Origin of the sequence: Fibrobacter intestinalis (assembly GCF_900167415.1) — a bacterium.
Classification (GTDB): domain Bacteria; phylum Fibrobacterota; class Fibrobacteria; order Fibrobacterales; family Fibrobacteraceae; genus Hallerella; species Hallerella intestinalis.
On the sequence record NZ_FUWU01000025.1, the window covers coordinates 10,974 to 33,713 of the forward strand.

The 22,740-nt window shown below is 50.6% G+C and carries 20 protein-coding genes; 12 read left to right on the forward strand and 8 right to left on the reverse strand.

Going from position 1 to position 22,740, the window contains the following annotated elements:
- The first annotated feature begins 4 nt into the window (after window positions 1-4).
- The 6 genes from tatC to B5D40_RS08095 all read left to right on the forward strand — a co-directional run bounded on the left by tatC (window position 5) and on the right by B5D40_RS08095 (window position 6,003).
- Complete coding sequence (gene tatC, locus B5D40_RS08070; RefSeq protein WP_078776514.1) at window positions 5-697, forward strand: twin-arginine translocase subunit TatC; 693 nt, start codon at window positions 5-7, stop codon at window positions 695-697.
- The gene (locus B5D40_RS08075) at window positions 694-1,383 is read left to right on the forward strand and encodes a 5-formyltetrahydrofolate cyclo-ligase (RefSeq protein WP_078776515.1); all 690 of its coding nucleotides are present in this window, start codon (window positions 694-696) and stop codon (window positions 1,381-1,383) included. Before tatC ends, B5D40_RS08075 begins: the two co-directional genes overlap by 4 nt.
- Entirely contained in the window at window positions 1,361-2,293 is a 933-nt protein-coding gene (locus tag B5D40_RS08080; RefSeq protein WP_078776516.1) for a TrmH family RNA methyltransferase, read from the forward strand. The genes B5D40_RS08075 and B5D40_RS08080 overlap by 23 nt, the downstream gene beginning before the upstream one ends.
- A 3-nt stretch (window positions 2,294-2,296) precedes the next feature.
- Window positions 2,297-3,463 carry a class I SAM-dependent methyltransferase gene (locus tag B5D40_RS08085; protein ID WP_078776517.1) on the forward strand — a complete coding sequence of 389 codons (1,167 nt, stop codon included), beginning with the start codon at window positions 2,297-2,299 and terminating at the stop codon, window positions 3,461-3,463.
- 325 nt (window positions 3,464-3,788) lie between these two features.
- Window positions 3,789-4,904, forward strand: coding sequence for a DNA cytosine methyltransferase (locus tag B5D40_RS08090; RefSeq protein WP_198950976.1), 1,116 nt, complete (start codon window positions 3,789-3,791; stop codon window positions 4,902-4,904).
- Window positions 4,855-6,003, forward strand: coding sequence for a restriction endonuclease, SacI family (locus B5D40_RS08095; RefSeq protein WP_078776518.1), 1,149 nt, complete (start codon window positions 4,855-4,857; stop codon window positions 6,001-6,003). The genes B5D40_RS08090 and B5D40_RS08095 overlap by 50 nt, the downstream gene beginning before the upstream one ends.
- Window positions 6,004-6,139: 136 nt before the next feature.
- Here the strand turns inward: B5D40_RS08095 and B5D40_RS08100 are convergent, their stop codons facing one another.
- The 8 genes from B5D40_RS08100 to B5D40_RS08135 form a co-directional block, all read right to left on the reverse strand.
- On the reverse strand, window positions 6,140-8,641 hold the full coding sequence (locus B5D40_RS08100) for a GH36-type glycosyl hydrolase domain-containing protein (protein ID WP_078776519.1): 2,502 nt from the start codon (window positions 8,639-8,641) through the stop codon (window positions 6,140-6,142).
- A 28-nt stretch (window positions 8,642-8,669) separates the two neighbouring features.
- Window positions 8,670-9,263 (reverse strand): PadR family transcriptional regulator, encoded by a 594-nt coding sequence (locus B5D40_RS08105; protein WP_073304383.1) that lies wholly within the window; start codon window positions 9,261-9,263, stop codon window positions 8,670-8,672.
- Between the two features lie 80 nt (window positions 9,264-9,343).
- Window positions 9,344-10,018, reverse strand: a complete 675-nt coding sequence (locus tag B5D40_RS08110) for a hypothetical protein (RefSeq protein ID WP_078776520.1) — start codon at window positions 10,016-10,018, stop codon at window positions 9,344-9,346.
- Window positions 10,019-10,021: 3 nt separating this feature from the next.
- Entirely contained in the window at window positions 10,022-14,008 is a 3,987-nt protein-coding gene (locus tag B5D40_RS08115; protein ID WP_078776521.1) for a C25 family cysteine peptidase, read from the reverse strand.
- A gap of 3 nt (window positions 14,009-14,011) precedes the next feature.
- Entirely contained in the window at window positions 14,012-15,394 is a 1,383-nt protein-coding gene (locus B5D40_RS08120) for a TldD/PmbA family protein (RefSeq protein ID WP_078776522.1), read from the reverse strand.
- Window positions 15,391-16,176, reverse strand: a complete 786-nt coding sequence (hisF, locus tag B5D40_RS08125) for an imidazole glycerol phosphate synthase subunit HisF (RefSeq protein ID WP_078776523.1) — start codon at window positions 16,174-16,176, stop codon at window positions 15,391-15,393. The genes B5D40_RS08120 and hisF overlap by 4 nt, the downstream gene beginning before the upstream one ends.
- Window positions 16,170-16,796 (reverse strand): imidazole glycerol phosphate synthase subunit HisH, encoded by a 627-nt coding sequence (gene hisH / locus B5D40_RS08130; RefSeq protein ID WP_078776524.1) that lies wholly within the window; start codon window positions 16,794-16,796, stop codon window positions 16,170-16,172. The genes hisF and hisH overlap by 7 nt, the downstream gene beginning before the upstream one ends.
- Before the next feature lie 102 nt (window positions 16,797-16,898).
- Complete coding sequence (locus B5D40_RS08135) at window positions 16,899-18,536, reverse strand: fumarate hydratase (RefSeq protein WP_078776525.1); 1,638 nt, start codon at window positions 18,534-18,536, stop codon at window positions 16,899-16,901.
- 19 nt (window positions 18,537-18,555) lie between these two features.
- On the opposite strand from B5D40_RS08135, the gene B5D40_RS16110 reads away from it, so the two are divergent.
- The 6 genes from B5D40_RS16110 (at window position 18,556) to B5D40_RS08160 (ending at window position 22,736) form a co-directional block, all read left to right on the forward strand.
- Complete coding sequence (locus tag B5D40_RS16110) at window positions 18,556-18,693, forward strand: hypothetical protein (protein ID WP_158222051.1); 138 nt, start codon at window positions 18,556-18,558, stop codon at window positions 18,691-18,693.
- On the forward strand, window positions 18,690-19,343 hold the full coding sequence (locus B5D40_RS08140) for a hypothetical protein (RefSeq protein WP_078776526.1): 654 nt from the start codon (window positions 18,690-18,692) through the stop codon (window positions 19,341-19,343). Before B5D40_RS16110 ends, B5D40_RS08140 begins: the two co-directional genes overlap by 4 nt.
- Window positions 19,344-19,519: 176 nt before the next feature.
- Window positions 19,520-20,047, forward strand: coding sequence for a flavodoxin (locus B5D40_RS08145; RefSeq protein ID WP_078776527.1), 528 nt, complete (start codon window positions 19,520-19,522; stop codon window positions 20,045-20,047).
- A 40-nt stretch (window positions 20,048-20,087) separates the two neighbouring features.
- Window positions 20,088-21,467 carry a flavodoxin gene (locus tag B5D40_RS08150; RefSeq protein WP_095849443.1) on the forward strand — a complete coding sequence of 460 codons (1,380 nt, stop codon included), beginning with the start codon at window positions 20,088-20,090 and terminating at the stop codon, window positions 21,465-21,467.
- Between the two features lie 43 nt (window positions 21,468-21,510).
- Window positions 21,511-22,095 (forward strand): DUF4405 domain-containing protein, encoded by a 585-nt coding sequence (locus B5D40_RS08155; RefSeq protein WP_158222050.1) that lies wholly within the window; start codon window positions 21,511-21,513, stop codon window positions 22,093-22,095.
- The gene (locus tag B5D40_RS08160; protein WP_078776529.1) at window positions 22,092-22,736 is read left to right on the forward strand and encodes a TetR/AcrR family transcriptional regulator; all 645 of its coding nucleotides are present in this window, start codon (window positions 22,092-22,094) and stop codon (window positions 22,734-22,736) included. The genes B5D40_RS08155 and B5D40_RS08160 overlap by 4 nt, the downstream gene beginning before the upstream one ends.
- Window positions 22,737-22,740: the final 4 nt, after the last annotated feature.

Here is a 22,740-nt window from a genome sequence, read left to right on the forward strand (position 1 = left end):
AGTGATGGAGATTTCCGAACATTTTCAGGAACTCCGCCGTCGCCTCTTGATTTGCATCGTCTGTTTTGCCGCAATCGCCGCAACCGCTTTTGCCTGTTTCCCTCGACTCTGGCATTTTGTACAAATTCCCATTCTTCAAGTCGATACGGTAACAATTGTAAACCTTTCGCCCGCGGAAGGCGTTTCTGTCAGCATTCTGGTTTCCTGTATGGCAGCGGCATTCGCGACTTCCCCGCTGTTCCTCTACCACGCCTACGCTTTTTGCGCCCCTGCCGTTCAAAAAGAGAACCGCCGTTTTTTTTTCGCATCGTATCTTTCCGCCTGCGCCCTATTTTTTTTCGGCGCTTTTTTCGCGTATTTCTGCGCCATCCCCTTGTTATTCCAATTTTTGCTAAACTACTCGGATGTCAAGCAGCTCTGGTCGCAGACCGCCTACGTCTCTTTCCTATTTCGTTTTGAAATTCTCTTTGCCGTTCTTTTTCAAATGCCTGTCGCCTGCGCCCTGTGGGGACGTTCCGGCATTTCCGACAGAAATTTCCTGTGGAAACATTTCCGGATTATCCTCTTTCTCATCGTCCTGATTTCCGCCCTGGTCACGCCGCCCGATTTGCCTTCCCTTTTCTGGATGGCCATCCCCATGTTCCTCCTGTTCTTGCTGAGCGCATTCACCTATCGCCTCGCCTGGAGAAAAAAATGAACGCCGATCTGGGATTTTCGGAATTCACCCTGCTCTTGCTGCTTGCGCTGCTGCTTTTTTCTCCCCGGGACTTGGGAAAGGCACTCGCCAAGTTCAAATACTACAAAGGAAAATTCTACCGGATGAAATTCGATTTGGAAGATGCGATGCTCTACAATTTTGACAAAGACGCCGAAAGCGCATGGATTGTCGAAGCCGTTCGCCGATTCGACCTGTACCGTTCCGCTCCCAAAGTCGCCGCTTTTTACCCGCTGGCTGGCGAACCCGACATTTGTCCGCTGCTGAAAGAATTGGCCAAGGAAGGCCGCTTGCTGCTTCCCCGAACCCTGGAAAATTTTCAGATGGAATTTGTGGAAATCCACCGGATGGAAGATCTTGTCGAAGGCCGATTCCACGTGCACGAGCCTCCGCGATACTTGCCCGCCTACCAAGGGGAAATTCCACTGGCCCTCGTTCCCGGAGTCGAATTTTCCAGAAACGGCAACCGGCACGGGCACGGCAAAGGCTATTACGACCGTTTCTTGGCGCAACATCCTGAAACCGTCAAATGCGGTGTGGCCTTTAGCGTCCAAGTGTCCGCAAAACCTCTGGAATGCAAGTCGCACGATATTCCAATGAACTATATTGTAGCTTCAAAAAACGATCCGTCAAAGGAGATTCCCCATGTGGAAAAAGCAACCGTTTAACGCCCGCCGAGAACCGCGCAACGAAAACGACGCCACCCCGGAAAGGCCTCGCTTCACTAGCTACGGTCGCGCTCCCCGGTTCAGCGAAGAAAGCCTCCGTTCCAGCAAAAATTTCGATGCTCGTTCAAAGCCTTCCCAAGTAAGCGTGGCCATCGGCGACGAAGAAAGTGCTCCGCAGACCGCTGTCGGCGGCATTCGCGAAGTGACCGAGCTGCTGACCAATTCCCCGATGAAAGTTCACCGGGTTCTCTTTCGCCACAATTCGGGAAACCCCAAACTTTACACCCTGCAAAAAATCGCCAAGAAAAATCGCATTCACGTTCAGCAGGTCGAAGCCCGCATTCTGGATTCCTATGCGGTTCCCAACCAAGGAGTTGTCGCCCTCTGCAACGAAAAAGAACTCCTCCAGTGGAACTCCGTTAAAGACGAATTTTTCCAGGCCAAAGAAAAGGACGAACGCAAACTGATTGTCATCGCGACAAATATCGAAGATCCCCGCAATCTCGGGGCCTGCATCCGTTCTTCCCTGGGTCTGGGGGCCGACATCCTTTTGATGCCCTCCAAGGGAATGTGCGGTTTAACGCCCACGGTCGCCCGCGCATCGACTGGCGCCATCGACAAGCTCCGCATTTGCCGTCCTGACAATTTGGAAGCGACTATCGGCGAGCTGAAACTGGCCGGCTACCAGATTCTGGGGCTTGACGCCGACACGGACGTTTCTCTGGTAGATTACTCTTTTGGCAAGCAGATTGTTCTCGCGGTGGGCGGCGAAGACGCCGGACTTCCGCCTTTTATCCGCAAGCAGTGCACCGACGTTCTCCGTATTCCGATGAAAGCCGAAGCGCAATCCTACAACGCATCCGTCGCCCTTTCTCTCGGCTTGTACGAAATCGCCCGGAAAGTTCTCTAGCAGATGGAGCTTCCTTTTGCAGACATCGCCTTTGCGCAATTCGTGAACGATGCGGTAAGCCAAAAAACGGACGAGCTCAAGCTTGCTGAAAAACTCGTGAGAAGTCCGTGGGCAAATTGTCGGGCGGAGATTCTTGACTACATTGCGCTGGTTCCCAAATACCGGAAAAAATTTGAAACGGATAAAATCCTCGCCTGCGATAAACTGGCTTTGGAACAATCCACGGCGGCGGACATCGGGCGTTACAAAGCGGAACTTTTCAAAGGAGCCGATTCCATTGACGATCTGTGCTGCGGCATGGGTGGAGACAGTTTCTTTTTGCCTTCGCCTATTCGCGTCAAAGGCGTGGATCTTTCCGAAAAGCGCGTCGAAATGTACCGGTTCAACACCCGAACTCTTGGCACTCCCCGAGAAGCCGTTATCGCCGACGTTCGCACACTGGATTCCCGCAGCGATTTTTTCACCATCGATCCGGCCAGAAGGCAAACAGACGGAGACAACCAGCGGGACTTTTCCGCATTGACGCCGAGCCTTTCCGAAATCGTCGAAATGGCCAAAAAATACAAAGGCGGCATGGCAAAGTTGCCTCCCGGATACCCGGCTGACGAATTTCCCGACGGCACGGAAATCCTCTATCTCGGAGCCAAAAACGATTGTCGGGAATGCCTACTGCTTTTCGGAGAACTAGCGACCTCGCCGGATTCTGTCCGAGCCGTTTCCGTTGATTTTTCGGGCTGCCACGAATGGCGCGCCCGCCGCGCTTCCCTTTCTGAACTTCCCGTCGCCCCCCTTTCCACCTTTCTCGCAGAACCCATTCCCGTTCTGGTTCGCAGCCATCTTTTTTCCGAAGTGGCCCGCCAAAGCGATCCTACGGCGCATCTGATTTCTACCGGCATCGCTTACGTTTCCAGTGAAAGCCCTCTTCCCCAAGCCGCATTTCGCAACTACCGCGTCCTGGGCAGCACTCCCCTTTCAACGGGCAAAGTCAAAAAGCTCCTCAAAGAATTTGACATCGGAAAAATCACCTTGAAAAAACGCGGAGTCGAGATCCATCCCGACGCGGAAATCAAGCGACTTGCCGCCAAAGGCTCCCGAAAGGGCATTCTCTTCTATACGCGGATTTTCGGCGAAAAAACGGCCATCCTTGCTGAAGAAGACGAACAGAATTAATAGCCCCAGTCTCGAAAATCAACAATTCTTTTTTTGACTTATTATAAGCAATTTTTATAAATGATTTCAATGATGTCAAGAGAATAGAGAATGGAAGTTTAAAAACGCAGCTTGGGATTCTAATATGTAGATTATCCTTGAGCATAAGGAAAAGTGGTCAGCAAACAGGAAGTAATAATCAGAAAGAAAAAATGAGAAATGGGGATTAAAAAATTTTTCAAATAGTAATTTCTCCCCCTTTGGATGTTTGTAATAATGGGAGAAATTATCTACTAACCTCTAATCACTAATAACGAACCTCTTTTTTGAAAATGTATTTTTAAAGATGGCCATGAATGAAATACAACAAAGATTAAAACAAAACACTCTGAACACAGTATCCCTCTTTTCTGGTGCTGGCGGTCTTGATATTGGAGCCATAATGTCAGGAGCAAACATCATATGGGCTAACGACAAAATGCGAGAAGCTTGCGATTCATATACAAAAAATATCGGACCTCATATTCATAAAGGCAATATCGACGACCTTAAACCAGAACTTGCCAACTTAAGGGGTAATGTTCGCCTTATTATTGGCGGTCCTCCATGTCAAGGTTTTTCTGTTGCAGGGAAGATGGATGCTGAAGACGAACGCAGCAAACTCATCTGGAGTTATACAGATATCGTGGAAACCATATTGCCCGATGCGTTCATTATGGAAAATGTCAAAGCCCTTGGTCTGTTGGAAAGATGGGCAAATATACGTACCTCTCTATTGAACCGATTACGTTCTTTAGGCTATAGCGTCAGTCTTTGCATCCTGAATGCCACAGATTATAACGTTCCCCAAGCAAGGGAGCGAATGTTTATAGTTGGATTCAAGGGTAACGCAAACGCCCAACTTGATTTAGATGCAATGCTAATGCCATACAAGAAAAAAGCCCAAACAGTACGAGAAGCTTTAAGCGTTCTCGACAGAGCTGGAACCGGTAATAACACAAGCGTGTGTAACGCTAAAATCACTCTTACACCGAATCCTGTGTTACGTAAATCAGCTTATGCAGGAATGCTTTTTAATGGACTAGGAAGACCTTTGAAACTAGACGGTTACAGTGCAACATTGCCAGCTTCAATGGGTGGAAATAAAACCCCCATCATTGATGAAAAAGCACTGTATGAAGGCAAACGTCCTTGGGTGGAAACTTATCATGAAGAACTGATGAAAGATGCATCGGTAGCACGACATACGAATGTTCCAACTTATCTGCGCCGCCTCACTGTTGATGAAGCTCGTGTACTTCAGACTTTTCCACTCGATTATGAATTTTGTGGCAGCCAATCTTCCCAATATACACAAATTGGCAATGCGGTTCCCTGTAATCTCGCCGAAGCCATTTGTTCTATGGTGATTGATGTCTTACAAGGAAAATCCAAAATCATTCATTCAGGACTTTTCGACTAATTATATAGCTATGGCATCAATCGACTTGAAAACAGCCGCACTTATTCTGGACCGAGCATTCATTAAGCCCAAACAGCCAATTGGCAGTAAAGGTTTGTTGATAGAGAAAATATTGCACGGTTCGCACAAAACATATCGTTACATTCTTGTGAATGCTTTATTGGCAAAAGCGGCAAATGAAAACATAAACATCCTTAGTTTGCAGAAAGGAGATGGAACCGATGGCAAATACGACGCAAGAACTCTTTGCCATAAAGTCATCGTCCCATTCGAGACATTAAAATTGCCTGGATGCCTAGGAGGTTCAAACGAACCATTCCTTAACAAACCAGCAAGATTTGTAAAACTTTCGACCGATAATGCTGTAAGGAAGGGAAAAGACCGACAAACATTAGAAGATGTGATAAAAGCTTTGTCCTCCATCAACAGTAGTAAGGAAGCGTATTCTTATCTACGTCAGGCTCTTTATGTGATGGCAGAAATAAGCAAGGAATATGTCAAAAAGTTTTCTATTGCCGACGCACTTATAGACATCAGCGATTTCTCGCAGCTTGTACTTGACTATATATATGAGATTACAGAATATTGCCTCGATGGAGAAACGTGTCCTCTTGTCGTAGCGCAATTAGAGCAAATGTATCTTGGTAAAAACTATAAAGTACGTCCTCATAAAATCAATGAAAGTGGAGCCTCGTCAAAAGAAGTCGGCAACATTGATGTTTTCACCAATGAAGGCGAACTTGTATATTCCATTGAGGTAAAAGATAAAGATTTTTCAGAACAGGATGTTTCCCATGCCATCACCAAATTCAGATTGGCTGGCCTAACAAATAGCATGTTCATCTACGGACACAACGTCTCATTTGAAGAGGACAAGATATTTCAGCTATTAAAGAAGATTGGACGCGAAGGACATTATTGCTGCCTAATTTCAATTTTGCATTACGCAAAGCTACGAATTGCAGATCTAAAGACCCTGACCATTAGGGATTTTGTAGGTGGTTTACTGCAATTTGCAAAAGTCATCAATGCCAACGAAAATACAATTGAAACTATCAAAGAGATTGCAGGGAAAATTTTCGACAATGATAAAGAGTAACGCCTAATAGCCATTTTGTAAAAAAAATCAACATCATTCATCAATTCAAAATCCATTCCACAAAAAAAGACCGCAGCATCAAGCCGCGGCCTAAAATTTCAAAGAATTTCCCGCTTTCACAGGAAAATTTCAGTTGTTATCCGAGAGTCACCTCAACCTTGTGCACGCCCTTCGTAAAGATCGGCGCCACGTTGGAATCGACTTCCTGACCGTCCACGACCATCTTGGCAACGCCCTTGCAGACGTGCTTCGGATTCTTCACGGAGATTTCGTAAGTCGCCCCACGGAACTTGCGGACAGCGTCGAAACCGTTCCACTTGGACGGAATGCAGGGTTCCACGACAAGTCCGTTATAGCTAGCGCGAATGCCGAGAATATACTGCGTTGCCGCCTGGTATGTCCAAGTCGATGTGCCGGAAAGCCAAGCGTTGCGTCCCATGCCGAACTGCTTGTGTTCATCGCCCAGAATATTCTGCGGATAGCAATACGGTTCGGATTCAAATTCGTCCAGCTTGTCGTTTTTGGCCGCCGGATTGATCTGGCAGTAGTAATTGTAGGCATTGTCGCCGCGACCGAGAATCGTTTCGGCAATCATCACCCACGGGTTCGTGTGGAGGAAGATGCCGCCGTTTTCCTTGGCTCCGGGAGGATAGGTGGAAATGCCGCCGACGGCACCGTCAAACCCGCGGTAACCGGGAGTCGAACTCTTGACGCCGCAACGCGTATTCAGCATTTTATTCAGGCTGTCCATGCCCTGAACGGCTTTATCGCCCGTCGCAATGCCGCCGATAATCGGCCAGCTCTGTCCGTTGCAATAAATCTTGCCGTATTTCGCCTTGTTCGTGCCATAAGCGTTGCCGTCCTTGTCGAACCAGCGAACCCACCACTTGCCGTCCCAAGCGCTCTTGTTGAAAGCGGCCTTGACTTCTTCGTACCACTTTTTGTACATGGCAACCGCGTCGGTATCGCCGAGATGTTCTTCGATATCCATCATCTCGAGCAGAGCCTTGGCGTAAAGAGCCGTGTTAAATGTGGATTCCGCTCCGAGCGGCAAATTCATGCAGTCGTTCCAGTCGGCAAAGCCGAGCAGCGGAAGGCCATGCTTGCCAAGGTGGGAATGCGTGAAAGCCAAAGAACGTTTAAGGTGTTCCAGAATCGTACCCTTTTCACGTTCAGCGCGCTTCTTGCCTTTCTCGTAGAACGGAATTTCTTCTTTCAGAAGTTCCATCTTTCCGGTTTCTTTCAAGTAGCTAGCCACCGTGAGAACAATCCAGAGATGGTCGTCACCATACCAGTCGGCATAAAGGTGATTGCCGTTTGCATCGACGGCGTTTGCCTTTTCACGGGAATCGCCTTCGTTCGCTTCGCTACCCGTATCTTCGGCAAGGGCCAGCGGCGCATACTGGTGCATGGCATTGCCTTCCGGACGCTGCACGGAAATCAGGTTCTTCGTGAGTTCGAGCGCTTCTTCGGGCATGTGGCTCATCACGCCCATCAGATCCTGCGTGGAGTCGCGATAACCGATGCCGCGGCTCGTACCATAGCCCAACTGGTAAAGGGAAAGGTAACGGCTCCAGTTCTTTGTCGTGTGGCACTGGCGCGGATTGTGAACGTTCACCATCGTGTTGAACGACGCTTCCGGAGTCTTGACCTGAATCGTGGAAAGGTAGTTTTCCCAGAATTTGGCCAGTTCGTCAAAAGCCTTGTCCACGTTCTTCAAGTCGGAATACTTTTTGATGGCCTTGGCGGCGACTTTCAAGGACTGTTCCTGACCGAGCTGCGTGCAAGTACGGAAGGTTTTCTTGGCTCCGATTTTTCCCGCATGAATCATGAGGGCGGCAATGTTATCGCCACGGTCGCATTCGCTGTTCGACAGTTCCTTGTTGTCCAAGGAAAGCGGATGCTGCCAGGAACCCATTTCGTTTTGTCCCAAAAATACGCGGCGATCTCCGTCAAAGCTCGAAACCTTGGCGTCGGCAGTGACATAATTGACGGCGGTATCGCGCTTCATGTAGGCGTACTGTTCCAAAATCATGCGACCGTCTTTCTGCGGATGCGCCTTGAGGGTCATCGTCTGCGGAACCCAGTCGGCATTCGTCAGCTGCTTTTCCGCTTCGAAATGGCTGAATTCATAAACCGGGACAATGTCCACTTCCTTGGCGCCACCAGCGATGTTCGTAACCTGGATGTCCTGCAACAGGGTGTTTGAACCCGTCGGGACGAAAATCGTCACCTGGACGCGAAGACCGAAAGCTTCGGCGATGAAACGGCTGTAAGAAAGCCCCACGTGGCATTCCCACTTGTCGAGCTTGACGAGAGTCGGGACATAGAACGGGGAAAAAATCTTGTAGCCTTTTCCATCCTTCACCCGAATATAGACCGTGCTCGCCTTGAAATCGGAGCAAGGCATTTGCGCAATGTATTTGGTGATGCGGTTGAGTGCCGGGTCTCCTTTGCAGACGAGAGTGCCGCCTGTGGAATCCACGATGCCGCCGAATTTCAAAGTGCCTACATAGTTACACCATTTGATAGGTGTCGCCGGTGTAGTAAGGACGTATTCTTTAGCAGCATCATCAAAGTAACCGTAGCGAGCGCTCTTTGCCTTTGCAGCCGGTTTCTTCTTTGTCGTAGCTTTCATGTTGTCTCCGTGAGTGGTTAATGAAAATTCAAATTTTCGTGTCAAAGTGGCGAGAACCGAAATTTATATAAAAATAGCCGCCGAGTTTTTTCTGCTTTTGCGGATCCCGTAGAATCGCAATCGCCGCACGCGTGTATTTCAGTTCAACGAGAATATGGTCCCGGCTCATGCAGTTCAAAAAAGGGCCTTCAGGATAAAGAGTCGGACGGGGTTCCTCGTCGATCATTTTTTGCAAGCGGGAAATCTCTTCCAGAAGTTTCTTCTCGTGCACTTCCAAAACGCGCACGGAATCGATCGGATCGACCGCATAGAGAAACGCGTAGCCCAAAGTCCGCGGGTCGTCGTTAAAGCCCGTCAGGTGGCGCAGCACTTCCTTTTTCAACAATTCCGAACCCTTGTCCAGAATGCGATAGACGGTTCTTTCCGGACGGTTGCCGTCCCTTTCCGAATGCCCTTCGATGGAACCGTTCTTTTCCAAACGCGTCAGACGATTATAAATCGTGGATGTGCTGATTTTTGCCCAGCGATCCAGCTCGCGGTTCTTGATTTCCGTCATGATGTCGTAGCCGCTGCGTTCTTTTTCTTTGATCAGCCCAAGCAAGACAAGGTCGTAACGATTCATTCAAATTCTCCGATATTCCAAGTTAGAATATACTAAATAAAAGCGGAAACCGGAACAAAAAAGAGGATTTTCTCGTTTGCTCACAAATCCATCGTCCTCTGCGCGGCCCGCATCTTTCCCATCGGCGCAAAAGTGAACATCGGAAATTCCGCAAACAAAAAGAGCAGAAGCGAAATCAGCGGGAAAAGAATCCATACGGGAAGCGGTTCGTGGCGGAAAAAGTAGCCGCAGACGCCTCCGATAATCAGATGCAGAGCAAGCACTGGAAAAAACATCCGGCAAAACGCCCCCATCCGGGCACCCGAAACGGGAGTTCCTTTTTTCAAAAGGTTTCCCGAAAAAATCGCGGCGAGCAAAATGCCTAGGGCATCGACCAAAAGAAACGCGGCATATTCCGCTGGCGGCAACTGGATTTGCGCAGAAATGGCAGTCCAGAAAAACGCGACCAGAAGAGCGGGAAGCAGGGCTTTGAAAAAAGCGATCGGTACGAACAAAAAAGCCAGAAGGAAAAGAAAAACCAGCCCGGCAGCCAAGAAAGCTCCCCATTCCCGAAGAAAATCCGGCATCCCGGCAAAAGCCAAGCCAAAATACGCGAGGAGCGAATCCCCCGCCGAATGCGCATAGGCAAAAATAGCGGAAAAGTCCCTAGCAAAAATCACATAAAGAACCGCAAAAGCCAGAACGAATATCAGCCGAAGCCGAAGAATCCATTCGCCCAACAGCTGAATTGCCGAAGCCTTTTTTCTCAAATCCATAAATCACCTCGATATGACCAGTTTTTGTTTTTTCCGGAAAGTCTTCGCTTTTTGTCCGGATTCCGCCGACACCTTGGATACGACGATGTAATGATAAAGCCCGTTGGCCAGTCTGCGCCCATAAAAATCCCTGCCGTCCCAGCGGGTTACACCGGAAACCGCATGAGGAATGCGCTGGACAAGCCTTCCATTCTGGTTGTATATAAAAATCGTCACGTCCGAATTTCTGCCGACCGCCAGATCTTTAAAGTAAAACGTCGTCCCCTTTTTCTTCATGGGATTCGGGGCGGTGAACACGTCGGAAAGCCCTTCCGAAAGCCCGTCGGTGATATTCAGCCGAATCGTCCGACTCGAAGCGTTGCCGATGATGTCGGTCGCAGAAACCTTGAAGAGATAACTTCCCGCCGGATATTTGCTTTCGGTAAAATTCATCCGAGCGACGGCCTTTTTGCTGGACTGCTCCACAAAGGGCCAAGGGTGGAAAGGCGATGCGGAAACGGGACCCGATACTTCAAATTCCACGCCCTCGTCGGCATCTTCCCGAAAGTTTATCGCCGTAGAGTCTTCGACAGTCACCTGCAAACAGGCGGGAGACGCCAGCGTCACGACTTCCCCTTCGGAAAAAGAAGTGCCCGAAGAAGGCGAAAGGCAGCTTTGCACTTGGATTGTCGGCGGCACAGTGTCATTCGCAATAATCGAATCCGCATAAGGGGAGGTTCCGGAAATCGCAATTCCCGGGATTAAAAGCCGCCCGATTCGCGGCGAAGCATTTTCATTTGCCCAAAGGCGAATCTCCGCAGCCGTATCGCCAAACGCCATTTTGCGCGGAGTGATGAATTGGACGGAAAAACGGCCATCCTTGACTTCCGCGTCTTCGCTAAAAATCAGAGAACCGTCATAGAGAACGGCGACCGAATCCCTGTCCGCAGGAGCCTGGCTCAATTTTTTTTCGTAGCTCTGTTCCAAAACGGCAACGTGTATTTTTCCATTCTGCATGCCGTCCACCGATCCGCTCAGCGAAACGCTATCCAAGGCCCGAAGCGTGTCCAGTTTTTTGTCCAGCCGAAGGGAAAATTCCGACGACGGCATGGGAACCACGGGTTCCCCCAAAAGCGCATAGCGCTCGTTGTTGTAACGCTGCGTGGAGTTGGCTTCCGAAGTCAATCCTTTCGCTTTCGCATAGGCCTTTCCCAAAGTCATCCCCTTTGGTTCCAGCGCATTCAGCAGCAAGGACTTCGCAAAGACCCGGTTCAACGATCCGTAGGTTTCCCGAGTGGCCCCGATCGAAGCAATCGCCCCGCGCTTGGAAGCCTGAATGAAAGTTTCGGAAAGGGAGGTCTCGTTCCCCTTTTCAAACCGACCGACCGTACAGGAAAAAGAGCCGAGAATCGTGTAGCGGGACTCGTTGGAAAGCCCGGAAACATAAGAGGGTTTCATCAGGCCTTCAAACGCCCAGTCCGTAATGGAGCCGTGCCCGAAATAAACCGTGAACAGTGCCCCTTGATTGATGCGATTGATCAAATCCGAAGTCGCCGCCGGCTTTTGCCCCGAAGCGTCCGCGGAATAATTCAACAGATAGATTTTGTGAATGTCCAGATGGTTTCCATGGAGAGTCGCCAGATCCTGCATGGCCCGGGCGACATCCTCCGCAGGGGTAGTATGATCCAAGGCATCCGCCGCGGTTCCCGTCCAGGCATCGTCCGCAGAAATGACGAACGAATTGCGCCAGACCGAATTGTCCGCCGAACCGATTTTTTCATGTTCCTCGATTTTTGCATTGTAGGCGTTGAAATCCGCAACGCTTCCAAGCGGCAACCTTCCCACGAACAGATCCAAATCGTATGGTCCGACAAGCACCTGTTCGCCCGAATCCAGCGCAGCGAAAAAGTCTTCGGGAGCGGCGTCTTCCTTTTCAAAAGGCGGAATCCAGTTGGTTTTAAAACCGGAATGGAATCCCCGATAATCAAAATGGCCGTTTCCCGCCAGAACCGCATAAGTCAAATTCGGCGAAACGCTTCGCGCATAGGACAGATAGTTGCGAATGGCAACGGGATCCATTGATCCGCCCGAATACGCGCGATAGATATCTTCCGCAAGCACGACCGCCATCCGATACGACCGAAAAGATTTATTCCCGGAACGAAAACTGGCCAAGTTCACCGCAGGAACCTGAAACGCTTCGGGTGCGATAATCAGGTATTCCGTTTGAGACGAAATGCGGGAAAGATCGGAAAGCGTGCCCTCGACATGAAATGGAATTCCTTCGATGCTCGCCGGCTTTCTGAAATTCTTGGCATGATATAAAAGGTAGCGGGTGTCGTTTTTTTCCGAAACGCTGTCCAGAAGATAACCGTTTTGAAGAGAAATCAGACCGACCGGCGCGAAATCCAAAAATTTCATCACCCGCATATCCGCAGAAGAGTTCACCGGAATGCGAATTTTTCCATTCTTTGCTCCGGGAAGCACCCATTCCGACGTATCGTTTTCCAAAGCGGGCGTCCACGAATACGCAATCGAAAAGCCGTCAAAGCGATCGGGATAACTTCCATTCGGAAGCAGCTTCAGCGAATACGTATTTCCCGAGGCCTTCAGTTCCGGGGCGATTTCAAAATTTCCCATCGGCAATTTTTTATCATAGCCGTCATAATTTTTCCCGTTCACCGTCATCGCAAAACGTATTGGTGCCGCCGATGTATGAGAATGCGGCACATAGGAAACCGAAAGGAAATTTCTGCCTCCGTTTTTGAAATGCGGGAGAGTGGCGTTTTTTGACGAGAACAGGGTCGAAGAAGAAACCGTCAAAGAATCATTTTTGCCGTTCCAAATCCAGAACCATTCCTTGCCAGTCGATTCATCGTTTTCTCCAAAAAAATTGTCGCGCAAAGCGGCGTCCCTTTCTGTTCGGACATAGCGCAAAACATCGATAACGGATCCGGTCGCCGGAGACGCCAAGGTCGATAGCCGCATCCCCTTTCCCGTCGAAGCGAATCCCAGCTGGAAATACTGAAAAAAGCTGTAAGGCGAAGACGAATAATAATATTCCATGCCGTCGTTCTTGAAACCATTTTCCAAGTCGAAACGCTTCCAGAGCGACGTTCCGTAACCGACAAAAAAGAGGGTGTCCCCGTCATCGAATGTGCCGTCCGCCTGCGAAGAATTCGGGCTGTGGTCCCGCACGTCCAAGGGAATTTCAAAAAGGTGATGCGGAAGAATATCCGAAGAAGCGCGAATCACCGAAGGAAGCGTGTCCGGCGAAGCACCGTAAAGCCGGATTTTTTCAATCGGAATTCCTTCGCAGTCCGAAGCCCGGGAGACCTCCCGACAAGCCGCATAAACCTGCCGATATGTCACGGCGTAAAGCCCGTCTTCCGAGAGGCCGCCATTATCCCTGTCGCCAATCGAAATGCGGGCAAGCCACGTCATATTCGAAGTTTCCGAAAGGGCCGCCTTGCGCAAAACGCCAGCCCGCGTCCCCATTCCAAAAGAAGCCGCCCCCTTGGCATTCAGCACAAATTCCAGAGCGCGATTTCCCGGACGCTTGTTCTGCGGCTTTCCCGCAAACGAAATATCGACTTTAAAATTCTTGCGGACAAAGACATCCCCGCCCGAAATTTCGAGCAGCGGAACATAAACGTCCACAACCCAAAGCCCGTCATGCAAGCGAGGCGCAGAAACTTCCACCGCGCTATTTTGCAAGGAATCTTCAGCGCACCATTTTTCGGGAAACCGAAAACGAATCGAATCCCTAATGGAAACCGAAGGCTTTTCATTGGCAGGAACCGCTATGCGGTAGGCGCGATATGGCATGGACGATGAAGATTTATAAACTCCATTTTCCGGCAACAGGCGATAAGAACCGTCTTCACAGGCCGCAAGTTCCGAATCCAAAACTTTGTCTTTAAAAACAAAACGCGTTTTAGAATCTTCCAGCGTTTCAAAGGACCACAGAAAAGTCGTCCAGAAAAAAATGAAGACGGCAAAGAATTTCACAGGCTATCTTCCTCCGACTAGAATGGAATCCACTTTGATCGTCGGCTGCCCGACAGTCACGGGAACATATCCCGACGAAGCTCCGCAGACTCCCGCCGAAAGCGATAGATCGCTGCCGACCATGGAAATTCCCTGCAACACCTGGTCGCCCTTGCCGATAAGAGTCGCCCCGCGAACCGGGCGTCCGATTTTTCCATGATGGATTTCGTAGCCCTCTTCAACGGCAAAATTGAATTCCCCCGTCGCCGGATTCACCGATCCGCCCGCCATTTTGGCCGCATACAGCCCCTGATCCACACAGGCAATCATCGCATCGAAAGAATCTTTTCCCGGAGCGATAAACGTATTCCGCATCCGACTCACCGGCGCGTATTTGTACGATTCCCGACGTCCGCTTCCCGTACGTGCGCACCCGACTTCCTTGGCACCGACCATGTCCGACATATAATTTTTCAACACGCCGTTTTCAATCAGGACCGTGCGCTCCGATTTCATGCCCTCGTCATCGACTGCGACGCTTCCCCACGATCCGGCAATGGTTCCGTCGTCGATGGCCGAAAGGCAAGGGTTGGCAATCCGCTGTCCCAACTTTCCGCAAAAAGGGCTTGCTCCGCGACGGATGGATTCGGTTTCCAAAGGATGCCCGACCGCTTCGTGAAAAATGACGCCGCCAAAGCCCGGTCCCATCACGACGGGCATTTTCCCGCCTTGGATATACCCCGCAGCGAGCATTCGCAAAGAACGTTCTGCGGCTGTTCTTGCCAAATCGCCAACGCCGAATTTTTCCAGGGATTCATAACCGGCAAGCGCTCCGGGAGCTTCGCGGGAAACGATTTTTTCCGAGCCCTCGCCCGCCGTCACATTGATACCCAAACGGGTATGAGAACGAAAATCGCTCACGTTGATTCCGCTGGAACTCACAATGTGGATGTGCGAACAGGAATCCGTAATACTGGCGGTCACCTGGCAAATTTTATCAGAAACCTTCCGGGCACTGGAATCCGCCAAATGCAAAAAATCCAATTTGTAGGAATTGCCCAGCGCTCTCGGGTCCATAAATCCGGGATATTCAAAACCAAACGGAGAAACCCGCGGTTCAAAATGCGGCGCCCCCGCAGACTTTGCCTGTCCACGTCCAAAGGCGAGGTTCTTTACCATTTGCAGCAGAGAGTCCTTGCTTTCGTCGCTCGTGTAGGCGTAAAGCACTTCCGTCCCAAAAATCAGGCGGATGCCGATGCCGAACTCCGTCCCTGCGGACGCCGTTTCAATCTTGCCGTCTTTCAACGCCAGCGAGGACTGTCTGGTCTCTTCTTCAAAGATTTCCACGTAGTCCGCTCCGGATTGCGTACCCATTTCCAAAATCGATTCTGCTACATCACGATTCATCGTTTTCCCATCATCCTTACGGGAACGCCCGCTTTCCGCATATCGTCCTTGATCTGCGCAACCGAATAAGTGCCAAAGTGTACCATGCTCGCGACCAGAGCGGCATCCGCCGCTGTTTTTTGAAAAAGAGTCGCGATATGTTCCGGTTTTCCCGCACCGCCAGACGCAATAACGGGAATGCCGACAGCTTTGGCGACCTTGTCCGTAATCGAGAGTTCGTAACCATTACAAACGCCGTCGGTATCCATCGCATTCAGGCAGATTTCCCCCGCGCCGAGCGATTCCGCCTTTTTCGCCCACTCGACGGCATCCAAGCCCGTAGCCGCTCTGCCGCCCTTGATATAAATCTCGTAGCCGGAAGGAATTTTTTCCGAAACGCCGACGCGCTTTGCGTCCATGCCAAGAACCACGCACTGGTTGCCAAAAGCCTTTGCGCCTTCCGAAATGATTTCCGGATGCAAAACGGCAAGGCTATTGACGCTCACCTTTTCGGCTCCCGCCAAAAGAACACGGTGCATATCGTCCAAATGGCGAATCCCGCCGCCGACGGAAAAAGGAATGAACACGTTTTTGGCAATGTCTTTCACCATGTCAAAGTCGCACGGACGATTTTCCGCACTAGCCGTAATGTCGTAAAAGACGAGTTCATCTACGCCGTCCGCGCTGTATTTGGCTCCGAGTTCTACCGGATCGCCGATATCCACATTGCCTTTAAATTGGACGCCTTTTGTCACTTTGCGATTTCGGACATCCAAGCAGATGATCAAACGCTTCGTTAGCATACTCCGCTCCATGCGCTAAAATTTTTCAGGACCTGCAAGCCGACATCCCCGCTTTTTTCCAAATGGAACTGCGTCGCCACCAGGTTTTCGCAGCCCAGCGCCGAAACGAATTTCTGCGAACCGTAGGTCGTTTCCGCAAGCGCGTTTTCCGCACGGATTTCATCCGGATGGAAGGAATGCACAAAGTAAAAATCGCTGTCGTCGGGAATGCCGTCGAAAATCGGATGCCTCTGTAAAAAATGCACCTGATTCCAGCCCATGTGCGGGATCTTGATCCCCGCCTCTTCCCGAAAACGGACAGCCTTTCCGCCGATCAGTCCCAGCGTGTTCACGCCGCCGTCCTCTTCGCTGGATTCCAAAATAATCTGGCAGCCGATGCAAATACCAAGAACCGGGCATTTTCGCGCGACAACTTGAGAAATCGCTCTGCCGATTCCGCTTTTTTCCAAAGTCTCCATCGAGCTTTTCGCGGCTCCCACCCCAGGAAAGACCAGCTTGTCCGCTTCGGCGATTTCTTTCGGGTCTCGGGAAGCCTTCACCGCGACGCCCAAATGCGCAAAGGCATTTAGAACCGAAGTCAAGTTGCCGGCATCGTAATCCACAACAATAAAACGTTCCATATCAATTCCAGAATGAATTCAGGAAAATCACCGCCTTCAAAATGCAGGGGCGAGCGAAAATTTCGCGCCCGCGCTGCATTCAAAAGGAACGGCAATCCTACATCAGATCAAGCCTTCAAAGAAATTATTTCCCTTGTCATCGACGAGGATGAACGCCGGGAAATCCTTGATGGTAATTTTGCGAATGGCTTCCATGCCGAGTTCGGGGAATGCCACCACGTCGTTCGAGAGGATGTTCTGTTCGGCGAGAATCGCTGCCGGTCCGCCAATAGAACCCAAGAAGAATCCGCCGTATTTTTTGCAGGCGTCGGTCACTTCCTGGCTGCGGTTTCCCTTTGCCACCATGATCATCGACGCGCCCTTGCTCTGGAAGCGCATCACATACGGATCCATGCGATTCGCCGTCGTCGGGCCGAAACTTCCGGTCGGCATTCCCGCTGGCGTTTTGGCAGGGCCCGCGTAATAAATCGGATGGTCGGAAACCACTTGAAGAACCGTCTTTTCCATATCCGACAAGGCTTCGCCCCGTTCCTGCTTGTCAAAGATTTCCGCAATCTTTGCATGCGCCATGTCTCGGGCGACAATCATCGTGCCTTTCAAATTCAAGCGGGTCTTGACCGGATACTTGGAAAGATCCGCAAGCACGTCCTTCATCGGACGGTCCAGGTCGATTTCCACCGCAGGAGCCAGATTCACGGCATTCCCCGCCGGAATGTAATTTTCCGGATGGTGTTCCATCTTTTCGAGCCAGAGCCCGTTTTCGTCAATCTTCGCCTTGATGTTGCGGTCCGCAGAACAGCTTACCCCGATAGAAACCGGACAGCTCGCCGCATGGCGCGGGCAGCGGATAACGCGGACATCGTGCACCAGATACTTGCCGCCGAACTGCGCGCCGATTCCGGTCTTCTGGCAAATGTGCAAAACCTTTTCTTCCATTTCGAGATCGCGGAAAATGCGCCCGCCTTCGGAACCCGTCGTCGGAATGTCGTCCAGGTAACCGCAGCTGGCGAGCTTCACCGTATGCGTGTTCATCTCGGCGCTGGTTCCGCCAATAACAATCGCCAAGTGGTACGGAGGGCAAGCCGCCGTGCCGAGAGTCTTCACTTTTTCCGCCAAAAATTTTTCCAAGGACTTCGGGTTGAGGAGCGCTTTCGTCATCGGCCAGTAATACGTCTTGTTCGCCGAGCCGCCGCCTTTGGCCACAAAGAGAAATTTCATTTCCGCACCTTCTTCTGCGTGAATATCGATCTGGGCGGGCAAATTGCAGGCGGTATTCTTTTCTTCGTACATCGAAAGCGGAGCGATCTGGCTGTAGCGCAAATTTTTTGTCGTGTAGGCGTTGTAAATGCCTTCGGAAATCGCTGCGGCGTCGTCGAATCCGGTCCAAACCTGCTGGCCCTTGTGCGCCACGCAAATCGCCGTTCCCGTATCCTGGCAGAACGGAAGAATCCCCTTGGCAGCGACCACCGCATTTTTCAACATGGTCAAGGCGACGAACTTGTCGTTGTCGCTGGCTTCCGGATCCTGGAGAATGCTCGCGACCTTAGCCGTATGAGCGGGACGCAGGCAAAATTCGACTTCTTCAAAAGCGGCCTGAGCGATTTTCGTCAAAGCCTCTTTGGAAACTTTCAGGATTTTCTTGCCTTCAAATTCGGCAACGGAAACGCCCTCCTTTCCAAGACAGACGTATTCTGTGGTATCTTTACCGTGCTGAACGGTCGCTTCATATTGAAATGCCATAAGAACCTCTATAAGAAGAATGGAACGGCTAGAAAATAGAATTTTCGCTATTTTGAGAAAAAAAAATTACCGCATTTCCCCAAGAAGAGTTATCTTTTTGGATGAAATGGGCAGCTTGGCTGCCAAGCACTTTATTTATAGTGAGGCAAAACAATGACAATCAAGAAAACTCTCGCCGCAGCTCTTGTGCTCTCTGCCTTTGCGTTCGCAGCAGAAACTGCAGCACCCGCAGCCGCAGCAGCCGTCGCCGACACCACGAAAAAGGTTGAAGCCGCAGCTCCCGCTGCCGCAACCGACTCGACACCTCAGGTCGAAGCCAAGGCGGACTCCGCAAAAACCGCAGCTGCGGAAGCCGCTCCTGTAGCGGCAGCCGACACTACAGCCAAAGCCGTAGCCGATTCTGCGCAGGCAAATGCTCCGGTCGCAACCGACTCCGCCAAGACTGCCGCAGTGGACACCGCCAAGGCCGATACAACTCAGGCAGAAGTCGTTGCCGCAGCACCGGTCGATTCCGTTAAAGCGGATTCCGCAAAAACCGATACGACGGAAGTTCTTGAAGCCAAAGCCGCTGTTGCCGACACCGCCAAGCAAGCTGTCGCGGATTCCGCCAAGGTAGAATCCGTTGTAGCCGCAGCCGACTCCACCGCAGCCGCTCCTGCTGACTCCGCAAAAACCGAACAGGCCCCAGCCAGCAGCGAACCGCGCACCGCCGGCCAGACCATCATGGAAAACCCGCTGGAATTCCTGATTGTGAGCGCCGCTTTCATCGCCAGCGTGCTGGTCATCATCTTTACCGGCAAAGACTAATCCCTATTTCATTTTGCATGATAGCCGCCGACATTTTATGTTGACGGCTTTTTTGTATCTAGCCGCCCAAAATAAGTTTCACAATGTCGCTTATTTTTAAAATAAGCATTGACGCGTTGCTAAAAAAGGAATATATTTAAGGAACACTTCGTCACTTAACCTAAACGAGGCTCGAAATGAACAAACTATTAGGAGCATTTCTCATGGCGACAATCCTTTCCACTTCCCTTTCAGCAAAAACCATCGTATGCTATTTCAGCGCGACCGGCACCACAAAAGCCCTGGCCGAAAAAACAGCCAAAGCCATCGGCGCAGACCTGCACGAAATCCAGCCGGCGCAAACCTATTCTTCCGACGACCTCAACTGGCACAATTCCAAATCCCGCAGCTCCATCGAAAGCAACGACCCGAAAAGCCGCCCGGCGATTGCCAACAAAGTGGACTTGACCCCATACGACGCCGTCATTCTCGCCTATCCCATCTGGTGGGGACTTGCGCCCAAAATCCTCTACACCTTTGTAGAACAGAACAACCTGAACGGAAAAAAAGTCGTCGCCCTTGTCACGAGCGGCGGAAGCGAACTCGGCAGAAGCGGCACGGACCTTTGCAAATACGCCAAAGGCAGCATTTATAAAGGCGGCAAGGACTTTACCAGCGGAAGTGCCGAAGAAATCAAAAAATTCGTCGAAAAGCTGCTGAAATAATTCGGGTTCCCCATCTCGAAATGCGAACGGAGAACGCTTCATGAAACTTTTCTGCATCCTCGCCCTGTTGGGAATTTATTCCGCCGTTTTTGCCGAAAGTAAAATGGTTCTGGTCAAAGGCGGCTCTTTTGTAATGGGCAGCCCCACGACCGAGCGCCAGCGCAACGCGGACGAAAAACAGCACACCGTCACCGTGAACGATTTCTACTGCGACGCCTACGAAGTCCAGCAAAAAGATTACGAACGCATCACGGGGAAAAATCCCAGCACGTACAAGGGCGAATCGCTCCCCGTCCAGAACGTTTCCTATTTCGATGCGCTGGAATACTGCAACCTGAAAAGCAAAGCCGAAGGCCTGCAAGAAGTCTATACGCTCCAGGGAAAGGACGTTTTCTTTAACCGCAACGCCAACGGTTACAGGCTTTTGACGGAAGCCGAATGGGAATACGCGTGCCGGGCGGGAACGACGACCATTTTCAACACCGGGAACTGGAACCATGTAGAAGACGCGAACTACCAAGGAAGCTATCCTTACCTGATTGAAGAAAACTACATGCACCACACGGAGAAAAACGTCGTCACGGGAAAAGTCCGCAATAAGCCGATAGCCGTCAATTCCCTGAAGCCGAACGCTTTCGGGCTTTACAATATGCACGGCAACGTCAGCGAATGGGTGTTCGATTTCTACGGAGAATACGACGCTTCGGATTCTGCGAACCCCGCTGGAGCGAAAACGGGAATTTATCGGGTGAATCGAGGCGGCGCCTTCAACGATTTTGGAAAGCATCTGCGTTCCGCTTACCGTTCGGCGACCAACCCGCAGGACAGCGACGAAAATCTGGGATTCCGCATCGCCCGTTCAGCAATCTTCGATTCGGAAAATATCCAAACGCGATACGACTCGGAAATCGCCAAAATCCAGATTCCGAAAAATCCCAAAATCCTCATCGCCTATTTTTCCTATTCCGGAAACACGGAAAGCGCAGCGGAACACCTGAACAAAATTCTCCGAAAAAAACACGGCAACGCCAATGTGGATCTGGTGGAAATCGAAATGCAAAAGCCCTATCGAGGCGGCATTTACGAAGCGAGTCAAAAAGACCTGAACGCCGGTGCCCGCCCGCCGCTGAAAACCAAAATCGCCGACATGAAAAAATACGACGTGATCCTCTTGGGTTACCCGACCTGGTGGGCGACCCTGCCCATGCCCGTCATGACATTCCTCGAAAGCTACGATTTTCGCGGGAAAACGGTCATCAGTTTTTCGAGCCACGGTGGAACGCGCTACGGTGATAGCGTCAGCGACTTGAACAAAGCCCTTCCGCAAAGCTATGTGGGACTTCCTTTTGAATTTTTCTACGGCGGCGGAAGCGATCTGGAATCCCGGCTGGAAAGCTGGGTCAAAAAAAGCGGGCTGTAAAATGGGCATCAAAAAGAAAATCAAAATTTTCATAGACGTCCTGATGTTTGCGGACTTTCTGTTTTTGATGTCCCACGAGTTCACGAGAGATTTGTATGCCCACGGTTGCTTGGGTATCGCGCTCTTCTTTCTGTTTCTCGTCCACCATTTTTTGAATCCGGGATTTTTCCGTTCCCTTCCCAAAGGGCATTTCAACCGCCAGCGCATCTTGCTCTGCACGACCGATTTGCTGCTGCTCCTTCTGATGCTTTTGATGGCGTTTTCCAGCGTGATGATGAGCGGTTCCATTTTTGAATTTTCCTCCATTCAAATGACTTCTTGGAGTCGCCCGCTGCACACGTTTTCTTGCAGCTGGGGATTTCTGGTAATGGGCTTCCATTTGGGAATTCATCTGAAGCGGACCCTCGGCAAATTGCCCGCAATCCCATACATTTCCCTCGTCATTTTTTCCATGGGACTAGGACTCTCCTGCGCGATTCACAGCGAATTTTACGTTTACCTTTTCCAGATGAATATGTGGAAAAGGTCGGCGACAAACCTGTTCCAGTGCGTTGGCGAATTGCTGGGAATGACTGCGGGAATGATCGGCGTTGCCTCTCTTTTTGGAAAAAGGAAGAAAGCTCCATGAACGATTTTATCCGGGCACGCAGCGAGAATCAAAAGGACTCTCGCCGGAACGAAATCAAGACCGTTACCGCGGAACTTTTTGAAAACGTACCCTACCACGAAATCACCCTGACGCTGATAGCCCAAAAACTGGGCTGGTCGCGAGCGAATCTCTATAAATACGCGACGACCAAGGAAGAAATCATTCTGGACATCGCCAACGATAAAATGCAGTCCTATTTCGATACCCTGCTTGCGGCCTTTCCCGAAGGCAACCATTTTTCGCCGGAAATCATTGCCGAAATCTGGGCGGGAATTTTGAACGCCCACAAGGATTACCTTCGCTACGTCGCCTATCTCAATCCCGTCATCGAAACCAATGTCACCGTAGAAAGGCTCGCCGCTTTCAAAAAGAAATACTACGACAAAGCTTACGCATTTCGGAATCGCCTTGCCGAAATGCTCGGCATCCGCGCAGATATTGCATACAAACTTCTGCTGGATATTCTTTTATACGCCAGTTCTATCGCCTGTTGCTGCTATGCAAATCCCCTGATTCTTCAAGCATTGCAAAAAATCGGCATCGAAGCACCCGAAACGGATTTCAACGCCGACATGAAAGAACTGGTTCTGATGAAAGTGGAATGGGTGCTGGGCCGGTAACGCT

Excerpts from the sequence above, each read along its gene's own strand:
- tatC (WP_078776514.1), top strand. The coding sequence starts at position 5 with ATGGAGATTTCCGAACATTTTCAGGAACTCCGCCGTCGCCTCTTGATT.
- B5D40_RS08075 (WP_078776515.1), top strand. The coding sequence starts at position 694 with ATGAACGCCGATCTGGGATTTTCGGAATTCACCCTGCTCTTGCTGCTT.
- B5D40_RS08080 (WP_078776516.1), top strand. The coding sequence starts at position 1,361 with ATGTGGAAAAAGCAACCGTTTAACGCCCGCCGAGAACCGCGCAACGAA.
- B5D40_RS08085 (WP_078776517.1), top strand. The coding sequence starts at position 2,297 with ATGGAGCTTCCTTTTGCAGACATCGCCTTTGCGCAATTCGTGAACGAT.
- B5D40_RS08090 (WP_198950976.1), top strand. The coding sequence starts at position 3,789 with ATGGCCATGAATGAAATACAACAAAGATTAAAACAAAACACTCTGAAC.
- B5D40_RS08095 (WP_078776518.1), top strand. The coding sequence starts at position 4,855 with ATGTCTTACAAGGAAAATCCAAAATCATTCATTCAGGACTTTTCGACT.
- B5D40_RS08100 (WP_078776519.1), bottom strand. The coding sequence starts at position 8,641 with ATGAAAGCTACGACAAAGAAGAAACCGGCTGCAAAGGCAAAGAGCGCT.
- B5D40_RS08105 (WP_073304383.1), bottom strand. The coding sequence starts at position 9,263 with ATGAATCGTTACGACCTTGTCTTGCTTGGGCTGATCAAAGAAAAAGAA.
- B5D40_RS08110 (WP_078776520.1), bottom strand. The coding sequence starts at position 10,018 with ATGGATTTGAGAAAAAAGGCTTCGGCAATTCAGCTGTTGGGCGAATGG.
- B5D40_RS08120 (WP_078776522.1), bottom strand. The coding sequence starts at position 15,394 with ATGAATCGTGATGTAGCAGAATCGATTTTGGAAATGGGTACGCAATCC.
- hisF (WP_078776523.1), bottom strand. The coding sequence starts at position 16,176 with ATGCTAACGAAGCGTTTGATCATCTGCTTGGATGTCCGAAATCGCAAA.
- hisH (WP_078776524.1), bottom strand. The coding sequence starts at position 16,796 with ATGGAACGTTTTATTGTTGTGGATTACGATGCCGGCAACTTGACTTCG.
- B5D40_RS08135 (WP_078776525.1), bottom strand. The coding sequence starts at position 18,536 with ATGGCATTTCAATATGAAGCGACCGTTCAGCACGGTAAAGATACCACA.
- B5D40_RS16110 (WP_158222051.1), top strand. The coding sequence starts at position 18,556 with ATGGAACGGCTAGAAAATAGAATTTTCGCTATTTTGAGAAAAAAAAAT.
- B5D40_RS08140 (WP_078776526.1), top strand. The coding sequence starts at position 18,690 with ATGACAATCAAGAAAACTCTCGCCGCAGCTCTTGTGCTCTCTGCCTTT.
- B5D40_RS08145 (WP_078776527.1), top strand. The coding sequence starts at position 19,520 with ATGAACAAACTATTAGGAGCATTTCTCATGGCGACAATCCTTTCCACT.
- B5D40_RS08150 (WP_095849443.1), top strand. The coding sequence starts at position 20,088 with ATGAAACTTTTCTGCATCCTCGCCCTGTTGGGAATTTATTCCGCCGTT.
- B5D40_RS08155 (WP_158222050.1), top strand. The coding sequence starts at position 21,511 with ATGTTTGCGGACTTTCTGTTTTTGATGTCCCACGAGTTCACGAGAGAT.
- B5D40_RS08160 (WP_078776529.1), top strand. The coding sequence starts at position 22,092 with ATGAACGATTTTATCCGGGCACGCAGCGAGAATCAAAAGGACTCTCGC.